Annotated in this window: 12 protein-coding genes; 3 read left to right on the top strand and 9 right to left on the bottom strand. The window is 71.3% G+C overall.

The genetic code is table 11. The features are described 5' to 3' along the window. Window positions 1–17: 17 nt before the first annotated feature. From ACODT5_RS20740 to tdh, 3 genes are all read right to left on the bottom strand, one after another. A complete protein-coding gene (locus tag ACODT5_RS20740; protein ID WP_422520807.1) occupies window positions 18–932 on the bottom strand; it encodes a LysR family transcriptional regulator in 915 nt (304 codons plus the stop codon). Window positions 933–1,363: 431 nt separating this feature from the next. Then, window positions 1,364–2,572 (bottom strand): glycine C-acetyltransferase, encoded by a 1,209-nt coding sequence (locus ACODT5_RS20745; protein WP_422520808.1) that lies wholly within the window; start codon window positions 2,570–2,572, stop codon window positions 1,364–1,366. A 167-nt stretch (window positions 2,573–2,739) separates the two neighbouring features. Further along, the gene (gene tdh / locus ACODT5_RS20750; protein ID WP_422520809.1) at window positions 2,740–3,771 is read right to left on the bottom strand and encodes an L-threonine 3-dehydrogenase; all 1,032 of its coding nucleotides are present in this window, start codon (window positions 3,769–3,771) and stop codon (window positions 2,740–2,742) included. Window positions 3,772–3,976: 205 nt separating this feature from the next. Between tdh and ACODT5_RS20755 the strand changes: the two genes are divergently transcribed. Beyond that, complete coding sequence (locus tag ACODT5_RS20755; RefSeq protein WP_422520810.1) at window positions 3,977–4,888, top strand: alpha/beta hydrolase fold domain-containing protein; 912 nt, start codon at window positions 3,977–3,979, stop codon at window positions 4,886–4,888. Between the two features lie 100 nt (window positions 4,889–4,988). On the opposite strand, the gene ACODT5_RS20760 is transcribed toward ACODT5_RS20755, so the two are convergent. Further along, the gene (locus ACODT5_RS20760; protein ID WP_422520811.1) at window positions 4,989–5,705 is read right to left on the bottom strand and encodes a class I SAM-dependent methyltransferase; all 717 of its coding nucleotides are present in this window, start codon (window positions 5,703–5,705) and stop codon (window positions 4,989–4,991) included. A gap of 61 nt (window positions 5,706–5,766) precedes the next feature. Between ACODT5_RS20760 and ACODT5_RS20765 the strand changes: the two genes are divergently transcribed. Further along, window positions 5,767–7,251, top strand: coding sequence for a recombinase family protein (locus ACODT5_RS20765; RefSeq protein WP_422520812.1), 1,485 nt, complete (start codon window positions 5,767–5,769; stop codon window positions 7,249–7,251). A gap of 56 nt (window positions 7,252–7,307) precedes the next feature. Here the strand turns inward: ACODT5_RS20765 and ACODT5_RS20770 are convergent, their stop codons facing one another. Next, window positions 7,308–7,844, bottom strand: a complete 537-nt coding sequence (locus tag ACODT5_RS20770; RefSeq protein ID WP_422520813.1) for a hypothetical protein — start codon at window positions 7,842–7,844, stop codon at window positions 7,308–7,310. A 505-nt stretch (window positions 7,845–8,349) separates the two neighbouring features. On the opposite strand from ACODT5_RS20770, the gene ACODT5_RS20775 reads away from it, so the two are divergent. Continuing rightward, window positions 8,350–9,111 carry a hypothetical protein gene (locus tag ACODT5_RS20775; protein WP_422520814.1) on the top strand — a complete coding sequence of 254 codons (762 nt, stop codon included), beginning with the start codon at window positions 8,350–8,352 and terminating at the stop codon, window positions 9,109–9,111. A gap of 40 nt (window positions 9,112–9,151) precedes the next feature. On the opposite strand, the gene ACODT5_RS20780 is transcribed toward ACODT5_RS20775, so the two are convergent. From ACODT5_RS20780 to ACODT5_RS20795, 4 genes are all read right to left on the bottom strand, one after another. Then, on the bottom strand, window positions 9,152–9,496 hold the full coding sequence (locus ACODT5_RS20780) for a helix-turn-helix domain-containing protein (protein ID WP_422520815.1): 345 nt from the start codon (window positions 9,494–9,496) through the stop codon (window positions 9,152–9,154). Next, window positions 9,493–11,667 (bottom strand): ferrous iron transport protein B, encoded by a 2,175-nt coding sequence (feoB, locus tag ACODT5_RS20785; RefSeq protein ID WP_422520816.1) that lies wholly within the window; start codon window positions 11,665–11,667, stop codon window positions 9,493–9,495. Before feoB ends, ACODT5_RS20780 begins: the two co-directional genes overlap by 4 nt. Beyond that, complete coding sequence (locus ACODT5_RS20790; RefSeq protein ID WP_250739058.1) at window positions 11,664–11,891, bottom strand: FeoA family protein; 228 nt, start codon at window positions 11,889–11,891, stop codon at window positions 11,664–11,666. The genes feoB and ACODT5_RS20790 overlap by 4 nt, the downstream gene beginning before the upstream one ends. A 216-nt stretch (window positions 11,892–12,107) precedes the next feature. Further along, the gene (locus ACODT5_RS20795) at window positions 12,108–12,518 is read right to left on the bottom strand and encodes a methylglyoxal synthase (protein WP_422520817.1); all 411 of its coding nucleotides are present in this window, start codon (window positions 12,516–12,518) and stop codon (window positions 12,108–12,110) included. Between the last annotated feature and the right edge of the window lie 43 nt (window positions 12,519–12,561).

Consider the following 12,561-nt stretch of genomic DNA (forward strand, 5'->3'; position numbering starts at 1 on the left):
CGGTCAGGCCCGGCCCTTCAGTGCGCCGGGAGCCGGCCCGCCTCCCGGGCGAGGGCGGCCAGGACCGGGGCGATCAGCGGATGCGTCTCGGCGCCGCGCCGGGTGGCCGCGAAGACCCTCCGGGTGGCCGCCGGGCCGGCCACCGGGCGGACCTGGACCTCTTTGAGTTCCATGCCGCGCAGCGCCGAACGGGGCACCAGGGCCACCCCGGCGCCCGCGCCGACCAGGGCGACCACGGCGCGGAAGTCGTCGGAGGAGTGCACCAGCCGGGGCTGGAAGCCCGCGAGTTCGCAGGCGAGCTGCATGACGTCGTGGCAGGGGTTGCCGGGGTACTGGCCCACCCAGTCGGCGTCCGAGAGGCCGGCCAGCGGCACCTCGGGCAGATCGCCGAGGGGGTGGCCGGCGGGCAGCACCGCGTCGAAGGGTTCCGCGTACAGCGGGAGCACCGACAGCCGGCCGTCGTCGGCGCCGGGGGCGCCCCGGTACTCCACGGCCAGGGCCACGTCCGCCTCGCCGTCGAGCAGCAGCGGCAGGCTCTGGTCGCCCTCCGCGTCGCGTACGCGCAGCCGGATCCCGGGGTGGTCGACGGCGAGCCGGGCGATGGCCGGGGCCAGCACCTCGGCGATGCCGGTGGCGAAGGCCGCCACGGTGACGGCGCCCGCCGAACCGCCCGCGTAGGCGGCGAGTTCGGCCTCGGCCCGCTCGAGCTGCGCCAGGACCTCGTGGGCGTGCCCGAGCAGGATCTCGCCGGCCGCGGTGAGGCGTACGCCCCGGCCGCTGCGGGTCAGCAGGGCGTGCCCCGTCTCCTGCTCCAGCGCCGCGAGCTGCTGGGACACGGCGGAGGGGGTGAGGTACAGCGCTGCGGCCGCGGCGGTCACCGTACGGTGGTCCGCGACGGCCCGCAGGATGCGCAGCCTCCGGGGGTCGATCACAGTGCCATTCTCGCAGCCCGCGGGGCCCTGCCGGGCCGACCGATCGGGCGGGCGGGGCCGGGGCCGGCCGGGGCCGGCGTGAACCGAGTCGGGGGCCCCGCCCCCACCCTGGTACCCGGTCCGGCCGGGACCGGGCGGAGATCCGGCCGGTCCCGGCCGGTCCCGGAGGCGCGGGGGTGCTGTCCCCTACCCGCCCTTCGCCCGTTCCCCGGGCTGCGCCCAGACCCCCCTGGGGCTCCGCCCCAGACCCCGCGCCTCAAACGCCGGCGGGGCTGGATTTGGCCTGGCGCAGCCTGCATGTGCGGGCACGTGCGCGCGGTCAGAATCGAGCCGGACGTCGGCCAAAATCAGCCCCTCCGGCATTTGAGGAGCGGGGGTCCGGGGGCTGGCCCCCCGGCAACGGCGCCGCGCCCTGTGAGCGGGGCCCTAGCTCAGTTCTCGGCGCCCGCCAGGGCCGCCCGCGCGTCGATGAACGCCGCGATCGCGCGTTCCACGTCGGCCGTCGAGTGCGCGGCCGAGAGCTGGACGCGGATCCGTGCGGCGCCCATCGGCACCACCGGGTAGGAGAAGCCGATCACGTAGACCCCGCGCTCCAGCAGGAGTTCCGCCATCTTGGCCGCCTCCGCCGCGTCGCCGATCATCACGGGGGCGATGGCGTGGTCGCCGGGCAGGATCTCGAAGCCGGCCTCGGTCATCTTCGTACGGAAGAGCGCGGTGTTGGCGGCGAGCCGCTCGCGCAGGTCGTCGGCCGACTCCAGCAGGTCGAGGACCTTGAGGGAGGCCGCCGCGATGACCGGGGCGAGGGAGTTGGAGAAGAGGTACGGGCGCGAGCGCTGGCGCAGCAGCTCGACGATCTCGGCGCGCGCCGCGACGTAGCCGCCGGAGGCTCCGCCGAGCGCCTTGCCGAGGGTGCCGGTGATGATGTCCACGCGGTCCATGACCCCGTGCAGTTCGGGGGTGCCGCGGCCGCCGGGGCCGACGAAGCCGACGGCGTGCGAGTCGTCGACCATGACCATGGCGTCGTAGCGCTCCGCGAGGTCACAGATCTCGGCGAGCGGGGCCACGTAGCCGTCCATGGAGAACACGCCGTCGGTGACGATCAGCTTGCGGCGGGCACCGCCCTCGGTGGCCTCCTTGAGCCGGGTCTCCAGCTCCGCCATGTCGCGGTTGGCGTAGCGGAAGCGGCGGGCCTTGGAGAGGCGGATGCCGTCGATGATCGAGGCGTGGTTGAGGGCGTCGGAGATCACCGCGTCCTCGGGGCCGAGGATGGTCTCGAAGACTCCGCCGTTGGCGTCGAAGCAGGAGGAGTAGAGGATCGTGTCCTCCTGGCCGAGGAAGGCGGAGAGCCGCGCCTCCAGCTCCTTGTGCACCTCCTGCGTACCGCAGATGAAGCGCACGGAGGCCATTCCGTAGCCCCAGCGGTCCAGGGCCTCCTTCGCCGCGGTGACCACCTCGGGGTGGTCGGCGAGGCCGAGGTAGTTGTTGGCGCAGAAGTTGAGGACCTCACCGGGGGCGCCGCCCGAGGTCACGGCGACGGCGGCGTTCTGCGGGGTGCCGATGACGCGCTCGGGCTTGTGCAGACCCGCGGCGCGGATCTCGTCGAGGGTCGTACGGAGGTCCGCGCGGACGGTCTCGAACATGTGCGGTGCTCTCTTTCTCCTGGTGCGGCGGAGGGAGGGGGCCGGGCCCCGCGGAGGGGGGAGGGTGCTGCGGGGCCCGGCCGGAGGGAAATGGTCTGTGGGTCTGGAGGGCTGGAGCGCTGGAGCGCTGGAGCGCTGAAAGGCCGAACGCCCGCGCTCAGCCCGTGCTACGCCTGCGTCCAGTCCAGGATGATCTTGCCGCTGCGCGCGGTCGCCGCCTCGTCGAACGCGGCCTCGAAGTCCCCGAAGGCGTACCGGCCGGTGATGACGGGGCTGAGGTCGAGCCCGCCCTCCAGCAGCACGGTCATCGCGTACCAGGTCTCGAACATCTCGCGGCCGTAGATGCCCTTGATCGTGATCATCGAGGTGACGACCTTGGCCCAGTCGACGGCGAACTCCTGCGCCGGCAGGCCCAGCATGGCGATCCGGCCGCCGTGCGTCATGTTGTCGATCATGTCGCGCATGGCCTCGCCGCGGCCGGACATCTCCAGGCCGATGTCGAAGCCCTCGCGCAGGCCGAGCTGGGCCTGCGCGTCGGCGATGGTCGCCTTCGAGACGTCGAGCGCGAGGGTGGCGCCGGCCTTGCGGGCGATCTCCAGACGCTCCGGGCTGACGTCGGTGATGACCACGTTGCGCGCTCCCGCGTGCCGGGCCACGGCCGCCGCCATGATCCCGATCGGGCCCGCGCCGGTGATCAGTACGTCCTCGCCGACCAGCGGGAAGGAGAGCGCGGTGTGCACGGCGTTGCCGAACGGGTCGAAGATCGCGGCGACGTCGAGGTCCACCTTCGTCCGGTGCACCCACACGTTCTGCGCGGGCAGCACCACGTACTCGGCGAAGGCGCCGTCGCGTCCCACTCCGAGCCCGACCGTGCTGCGGCACAGGTGGCGGCGCCCGGCCAGGCAGTTGCGGCACGTCCCGCACACCAGGTGGCCCTCGCCGCTGACCAGCGCGCCGACCTCGATGGCGGTGACGCCCGCGCCGAGCGCGGCCACCTCGCCGACGAACTCGTGGCCGAGCACGAGGGGGGTCTTGACGGCGCCCTGCGCCCAGCCGTCCCAAGAACGGATGTGCAGGTCCGTCCCGCAGATGCCGGTGCGCAGCACCTTGATCAGCACGTCGCCGGGGCCGTACTCGGGCTCGGGAACGTCCATCAGCCACAGCCCGGGCTCGGCCTTGTGCTTGACGAGTGCCTTCATGGGGTGGCTCCAGGCATGCGGAAGGAAGCGCTACGGGGCGTGCGGGCCGGGCAGCGTTCGGACGACACCAATCTGCCGACCTGCGGGTGATCAGTCCATCGAGGATTTCTTAAGCGGGTCCACAGCCCAGCTTCACGCCTATGCTCCTCAGGTGTCGGGCAGGGGCCGGGGAGTGGTCCGGGCCGGGAATGGGGAGGTGAGGGGCGTGCCGAGTCTGCGCAGCAGGGCGCTTTCGGTCGCGCTGATCGCGGCGGGGCGGCGAAGACGGTTCGGGAGCGCCGAGGCGGTCCGTACCCGGGTGGCGGAATCGATGCGGCGCCCGGCGTCGCACCTTCCCCCGCGTTCGCTGGGCCGGGTGGCGGAGGTCTCGCGGACCTTCGTCGGGGCCTGGCCGGTGTACGAGGTCTCGCCGCTCGGCGCGGAACCGGCCGCCCGGGTGCTGTACGTGCACGGCGGCGGGTACATCAACGAACTGGTCCGGGCGCACTGGTCGCTGATCCGGACCCTGGTCACCCAGGCGCAGGCCCGGGTGGTCGTACCGGCGTACATACTGGCCCCGCGCGGTACCGCCGACCGGACCGTCCCGGTCGCCGCCGATCTGCTCAGCGGCCTGATCGCGAGCGGGGGCGCGGGCGGCACGGTGCTCCTCGGGGATTCCGCGGGGGCCGGGCTGGCGCTGGCCGCCGCGCAGCGGCTGCGCGACCGCAACGGGGCGCAGCCGTCCCGGATCGTGCTGATCTCGCCCTGGCTGGACGTGTCCATGAGCCATCCCGACCAGGCGGCCATCGAGGCGGGCGACCCGATGCTGGCCCGTCCCGGCCTGCGGGAGGCCGGACGGCTGTACGCGGGCAACCTGGCGGCCGACGATCCCCGGGTGAGCCCGCTGCACGGGTCGTTCGCGGGGCTGGCCCCGATGACGGTGTTCACGGGCACCCGGGACGTCCTGACGACCGACAGCCGCGGACTGCTGGACCGGGCGCGGAGGGCCGGTGTCGATGTGGAGTACATCGAGGAGCCGGGGCTGCCGCACGACTATCCGCTGATGCCGCTCCCGGAGGGCAGGGCGGCCCGCGACCGGATCGTGGAGCTGGTCCGCGCGGCCGCGGCGGAGTCCTGAGCCGCGGCGCGCAGGGCGGGGCGTCGGGCAAGCTGCGTGCCGGCGACGTCCTACGTTTCGGGCTGGGCCCGAAGGGCTGGGCCGAGGGTCGGCCCGCCCCTCAGGCCACGCAGTTCATCAGGGAGCCGACGGGCGCCGTGCGGTAGCGGGCCCAGTAGGTCTCGTCCCGGGTCGCGCACGCGGGCGGGGTCCGGGTCGGCTGCCAGGCCACGGTGGCGAAGCCCGCGTCGGCGGCGGCTTCCGCGAAGTCGGCGTGGGCCCATTCGCGGCATTCGAACGGGACCGGCGGATCGGTCTCGAGCCGCGCCCGCAGCAGCGGCGCGTCCCCGCCGGGAGCACGCTCGACGACGCTGATCCCGTACGGCTCCCAGTCGGCGTAGGGGAAGGCCCCCGGGTTCGGCACGATGGCGAGGAGCCGCCCGCCGGGGCGCAGGTTGGCGCGGACGGCGCGGAACATGGCGTGCAGCGCCGCCCGGTCGTGGGCCTGGTTGAACAGGTACACGGCGGTGGCCAGGTCGAACGGCCCCAGGGCCGGCAGGCCCGCCGCCGCGTCCGCGACGACGTACTCGACGCGGTGCGCGAGGTCCGCGCCGGTCTCCCGGGCCCGGCGGATCCGCTCGGGACAGCTGTCGACGCCCACCGTCCTGCGGGCCCCGCCGCTCGCCAGCAGCCGGGTGGTGCTTCCGTGTCCGCAGGCCATGTCGAGGGTGTCGAGGCCGCGGACGCCGCCGAGGGCGTCGAGGGCCGTACTCAGGGTGAAGGCATCGGCGACCGAGAAGGCCGGCGGGGGCGTTGACGTGTCGTACTGCTGTCGCACTGCCTACCTAACTTGCCACGCCCGAGATGCGTCGGGACAGGTTGGGAGAGAAGGTCACAGCATGGCAGTGCAGGCACCCGCAACGCGGACGTTGCGCCTCTTGGGGGCGTTGCGTGAGTCCAAGCTCCGCGAGCACTCGGACAGCTTCGCAGGGCAGGAGAAGGACGTAGCGGGGGCGGTAGCCCATGCGGGCGCGGCCCTCGTGGACATGACGCGGGACCGTGATGTGTCCGGCCGTGAGGTTCGCTTGTTTCAGCGGCCGGAGCTGGGGCCGTGGCTCAAGAAGCCAGACCGGTACGACGGGATCGCTGTCCAGAAGATCGACCGGCTTACTCGCCGCCCCGTGGACATGTACCTCTTCCTTGAGTGGCTCACCAAGCACGGCAAGTTTCTGATCTCCGCGCAGGGCGACGACACGCGTACGAAGTCGGGCCGTCAACGCGTTGAGCTCATGGCCATGGTCGGCTCGTGGGAGTGGGAGGCGATCCAGGAGCGCAACCAGGACTCGCACGAGCGCGCGAGGCTTGCCGGGCGCTATCACGGCGGTTGGATTCCGTACGGCTACCGGTCCACGGGATCTAAAGGCAACTGGTATCTAGAGCCTGACCCTGATCAGGCGGAGATTGTCCGCAGCATCGTGGCCGACGCTATTGCAGGCGTTGCCTATCTTGCTATTGCGGACAGGCTGAACGATGAAGGGGTACCCGTCCCCAAGAAGGGGACGAAGTGGGTACCGCAGACTATAAAACTCATTGTGGGTAGCCCGTCCATTATCGGCCGGGCCGTACATAGGGGCAAGGAACTCATAGGACCCGACGGGCTGCCCATCCAAAAGGCAGAGCCTCTTATCGCAATGAAGACGTACCACACGCTACGTTCGGTGATCGACGCTAAGGCGTCCAAGTTTGGTCAGTACGACAGGGCTGAACGTAAGGACCGGACCGAGCTTATCCGGGTGATCGTGTGTCCGGAGTGCGGGAAGAACTTCAACCGGGCTAGGGGCTACAAGACAACCCCGTACCGCTACCGCTGCAACACGCCGCATTGCCCGATCGGCGGGGTGCCGGAAGCCGAGTTGTGGGATGTCCTTAACGCCTTCATGCGCCTGATGAGTTCCGGTGTCATGCGGCATAACCTCACCGTGTTGCATGGCGTTGACCGTAGGGCAGACATCCAGGAACTTAAGGACCGCTTGAAGCGCCTCAGGGCGTCTCGGGAAGACGGCGACTGGGACGACGACCTAGACGCATACAAGGCACGTAGGGACACGCTTAGGGACCGCGTAGCAGAGCTTGAAGCGGAGCCCGTGGTCCCGGACCGCGAGGTGTGGACGCCTACCGGGGAGATGTACTCCGAGTTTTGGGCTAAGGCTACGAACCTGGAAAAGGGCGACGAGCTACGTCGTATCGGATTGAAGCTGTATGTAGACCCTAGGGTCCCGGCTACAGAGTTCGGGCGCCTGACATCGGGGCGGTTCCGTATCGAGGCTCCGTCTCAGTGGATGCGATGGAAGGTGTTGGGGACACCCGAAGCCCGCAGCGCATAGCAGAAACAAACGAAGGCCCCCGCTACCGAGCGGGGGCCTTTTCGTGTATGCGCCTGTTAGTGATTCGCTTCGTCCGCGACCTGACTTGCGAGGTCCACCAAGGCCATTTGGATTGCCTTGGCCGTCAGCTCCTTGCCGTCCCATAGGCCGAGCTGCTTAGCCCTCTTAATCCGTTCCGACAGGGTGGCCTTACCGATTCCTAGGCGGGCCGCTAGGGCCGCTTGTGGGCTCTTTACGCCGGACGCCCGCACCCGGGCTAGCTCCGCGACGAGTAGGACGTAGTCCCTCTCCGAGGTCATGCGCGCCGGTACAGGGGCAGGCTCCCTTGCGGGGGCCTCTTGCCTTCGCAGGCTCCGGGCGCGCGCCCGGATCTCTGTCAGGGGGATCGCCCGGAGCAGGGTGGTTGGGATGCCGTCCGTTGCCGTGGCCGCGTCCACGTCCGGCCCCGGGTTGTCAAGGTCGGGCGAGAACCAGACCCGCACTTCGGACGGCCCGTCGAACGGGGCGTTCAGATCGCAGGTGACCAGTACCTCCCAGGGGCCTTGACTCTCCTCCCACGTGAGTACGCCGTCTCGCTCCTTGTATGTCGCCATACCTGCGACGGTACCCCGTTCCGAACTCTTGCCGCGAGTCCAAAGTAGGGCCTTAGGTCCCACCACTAGCGGGGGTAGTAGCTGGCCGGCATTGGAGGACTGGCCTTCGTCGAGGGCGAGTTGAACGGGAAACATGGAGGGCCTTAAGGCCCTGGCTACTGCCGGGGATAGCGAAAAGCACAGCCTCACGCTTCGCATGCTCCTGGACGAGATCCGGGCCTAGCGCAGTGACTGCAACGCAGTCGCTTGGGCGAGGCACTACCATCGTGGTAAGTCGGGTATGGAGTGCTGTCGCATGTCCGCAAGCCTGCCCGCCTCCGGGCCGTGGCCGTCGGTTTCCGCCCCGCGCCTCCCCCGGACGGGGGAGGCGTTCGGATCAGTCCGTAAGGCGTACGAGCTGCGCCGGGGCATCGGGCCGCCTCGCCGTCGCAGGGCGGGGTCCGGCTGCTCCGTGCGACGGCGTGGTGACGAGATGGTCCGTCTCGCCGCACTGTATGTGTAGGGCATGGCAGTCACGTCTGAGCACGTTCGCGCTCTGGCCGATGCGTATCGAGAGGCTCTGAACGAAGGGGACGTCGCCTTCCGCGGGAACTGGCTCGATCAGAAACTCCTCGTCGCCGTCGTGGTGAAGTCGGCCACGGATCAGTACGACTGGCTCGCAACCCGCGTTCCCGGCGGTGGTGGGCTGACGGCGGAACTGGAGGGACTCGTCTCGGCCCTCGGCAAGCACGATGTCGTCGGTGCCAATCTCGCATCGACGAAGAAGTGGCTCAGGAAGCAGACGCTCATTCTGATCGGTGCGGTGTGCGCGCTCGTTGCCTGGCCGGCATGGGCGGGAACAGTCGCCGCCCTGGCCGGGAACATCTTCCTGGGTGCCTACAACTTCGGGTACTGGCTCGGGCTCCTGCTGGGGGGTGGCGTGCTCGCCTACCTCTGGGGTCCCGGCAAGGCCATTGCCCTCTCCTTTTCCGCGCCCAAATCGATTGGCGTGCGGGTGAACGAACTCTTCGTCGCACACGTCCGCCCTCCCTTGGAAGCCATGCGGTCCCGCCACGGCAAGGTGGTGGCCGCCAGCGACCTCGATACCCCTGTTGTCCGCGAGCTCAGGGGTTGGGCCTACGTCCTGCTCGTGCTGTCGGTCGGCGTCTTCTGCATCGTTGCGCTGCAGTTCGTGCTGGGGGTCATCGCCGCGATGAAATGCACAGCGGATGCGCCGATCATGGACTATCCCTGGACGCCAGAGAACGACACGGAGGTCTGTTCCTGAGGTCCGCGGAGCGACAGCCCGGACAGGGCGGGGCGCCTCGTCATGCCGGGCCCTCGGGCCTTGGGTGGCGTACGGGGGTCAGCCCGACGAGCACCGGCCGAGTGGAAGCGGGCGGCGCGATGCCGCCGGGGCATGCCGTGCAGGCGCGGGTGGCGGCCGCGCAGCCTCCGCAGTCGCGGCCGCCGATCTCCTCGCGGCGCAGCCGGCCCTTGCGGACCCAGTACGCGGCGAGGTCCGCCGCCTCGGCCCGGTCGATGCCCAGCCGGTCGGCGATCTGCGCGAGCCCCTCGCCGGGGGCCGCCTCCTCGAAGGCGCGCAGCAGGCGGCGCAGCATGCCGGGCCCGGTGCCTGCGGTGACCCCGCCGGCCCCGCCGGCCCCGCTCACCACACCAGCCTCGCGATCTGGAAGACGCCGACGGCGAGCAGCCAGGCAGCCGCCAGTTGGATGCCGAAGCCGATGACGGTCAGCCGGGTGCCGATCTCGGCCCGCTGCGCGGCCAGGGTGGCGAAGCAGGGGGTGTAGGCGAGGATGAAGACCAGGAAGGCGAGCGCGGCCGCCCCCTGGTGCCCGCCGGAGGATTCCTCGAAGGTCGCGTGCAGGCTCGCGGTGAGCTCGGGGTCGCCGTCCTCCCCGGCCGAGTAGGTCTGGGCGAGGGTGGAGATCACGCCCTCCTTGGCGATCAGGCCGGTGCCGAGCGCGGCCGTGGCGTGCCAGTCGCCGAAGCCGGCCGGGGCCACGAGGGGCGCCGTGGCGCGGGTGACCGTACCGAACATGCTCTGCTCGACGTCGACCTTGCCGAAGCCTCCGTGGCCGGCCGCGGCCGGGATCGCCATGAGGAGCCAGACGGCGGCCGCGGTCGCGACGATGATGCCGCCGGCGGTCCGCAGGAACGCGGCGAGCTTCTGCCAGACCTGGGCGCCGGTGACCCGCAGGGTGGGCAGCCGGTACGGGGGCAGTTCCAGGACGAGCGGTTCCTCCTTCATGTCCCGGAACAGCAGGGGCCGCAGGATCAGGCCCATGCCGACGACCAGCAGCACGGAGGCGACGTAGAGGAAGAAGACGACGGTGCCGGAGTTCGAGCCGAAGAAGACGCCCGCGATCATCACGTAGACGGCGAGGCGGGCGGTGCAGCTCATGTACGGGATGAGCAGGCCGACCAGGAGCCGGTGCGAGCGGCGGCTCAGGATCCGGGTGCCGGCGAGGGCGGGGACGTTGCAGCCGAAGCCGACGACGAGCGGCAGGAAGGCCCGGCCGGGCAGCCTCAGGGTCCGCATCAGGCGGTCGGCGACGAACGCGGCGCGGGCGAAGTAGCCGGAGTCCTCCAGCAGGGCCAGCAGCAGGAACATGATGATCATCAGCGGGACGAAGGTGAGCAGCTGCCCCACCCCGCTGATCAGGCCGTCGACCAGCAGTCCGGTCAGCCAGCCGGGCGCGTGGACGGCTTCCAGCAGCAGGTCGGCGCCGCCTCTGACGGGCCCGGAGACGAAATCGCCGAGGCCGTCCTGGAGGGGTTTGGCCAGCACGGTGGTGGCCTGGAAGACGCCCCACATGACGGCGAGGAAGAACGGGATGCCGAAGCCGCGGGAGAGCAGCAGCCGGTCCACCCGGTCGGTGAGGGTGGGCCGGGCCCCGGCCGGGCGGGGCGCCGCGCGCTCGATGACGGCGTGCGCCCAGGCGTAGCGGGCCTCGGCGACGAGGAGTTCGGCGTCGGTATCACCGTCCCCCGCGGCATCGTCCCCCGCCGCATCGTGCGCCACGGCATCGTTCCCCGCGGCATCGCGCACGGCCGCGGCGGCCAGGCGCGCCGCCGCCGCCCCGGCCCGTTCGGCCAGTGCCGCCGGGACCCCGGGCGGCTCCTCCCCGCAGAGCAGGCTGACGGCCAGCCAGCGCGCGGGGTGCGGGGTCAGCCCGGAGGCCTGCGCGGCCAGCTCCGCCAGTTCGGCTGCCACGGGAGACCCGGCCGCCCAGGCAGAGGTCGGCCCCTGGCGTGGGGGTACGGCGTCCAGGGCCTCGCCCACCGCTTCCGCGAGCAGGTCCAGCCCGGTCCCGGAGCGTCCTTCCACCCGTACGACGGGCAGTGCGAGCTCGCGGGCCAGCGCGTCCGGGGCGGGGGACGCTCCGCGCCGGGCGGCGACGTCGGTCATGGTCAGCGCGATCACGACGGGGATGTCGGTGTCGAGGACCTGCGAGAGCAGGTACAGGTTGCGGGCCGGGTTGGCCGCGTCGAGGGCGAAGACCACCGCGTCGGGCCGCTCCCCCGCCGGCCCGGTCAGCACGTCGCGCACCAGCGCCTCGTCCGGGGAGTCGGGCAGCAGGCTGTAGGAGCCGGGCAGGTCGGCGACGCGCAGCGGCCGGCCGCCCGCGGTGCGCCAGTCGCCCTGGGCCACGGAGACGGTTTTGCCCGGCCAGTTTCCGACGCGCTGGTGGGCGCCGGTGAGGGCGTTGAAGAGGGTCGACTTGCCCACGTTGGGATTGCCGACGAGGGCGACGAACGGCGTGCCGGTCCGCCGCTCCGCCGTGGCGGTCGCACCGGCCCCGGTGGCGTGACAGCTCATCCGGCGCACCTCAGCCGGCCGGCGGTACGGGTGTCCAGCGCGACCCGGGTGTCCCCGAGCCCGACGAGCAGCCCTCCGGTGGCGCCCCGGGCGATCACGGTGACGTCCGCGCCCGGCACGAAGCCGAACTCCAGGAGCCGGCGCCGGCTCCCGCCGGCCTGACCGGGGTCGATCCCCGTGATGCGTACGGTCGTCCCTGGACGGCTGTCGTTGAGCGACGGCACCGGACCTCCTTGTTCGACTCCACTAAGGCAAACCTAAGCAGTTCGAGGAGGGCCGGTGGCCGGGCAAAGTCCCTGATCGGCAGGGACTTTCAGCCCGCCGGTCCCGCCCGGGCGTCAGCCGATCGACCGAGCCCGGGGCGGGCCGGCCGGGGCGGCGCCGCTGACGGCCGGGGCCCCGGACCGGGCGTCGGGGCCCCGCTGCCCGGGCGCTGCCGATCAGCGGGAGCGGGCGCCCGCCGCGACCGGGTGGACGGACCGGCCGTCGAAGGAGAATCCGTCCTCGGACATGGCCTCCGCACTGGCCGGATTCAAGGCGACGGGGATATTCCGGAGCACTGCAATGCGCACGAGGGCGAGTACGTCGTGAACGTGCGGGGCGGCCCACAGGGGATCCCAGAAGAATACGAGCGAAGTGACGTCGCCGGAAATCACCATCGAGCCGATCTGCTGGTCCCCGCCGTGCGGACCGGACTCAACCGACCTGATCTGCACGCCCAGTTCCGATCTGAGCAGGCGTGCGGTGGAGCTCGTTCCCACCAGTCCGTGCCGGGTCACGGCACGGTGATTGCGCCGCACCCAATTCAATAGGTCGTTCTTCCTCTGGTCATGTGCCACGAGAGCGATCATCAGCCGACGCTAACCCGGCAGGATTCCTTCCGCCATTCAGGGC

Origin of the sequence: Streptomyces tatrensis (genome assembly GCF_049310065.1) — a bacterium.
Lineage (GTDB): Bacteria > Actinomycetota > Actinomycetes > Streptomycetales > Streptomycetaceae > Streptomyces.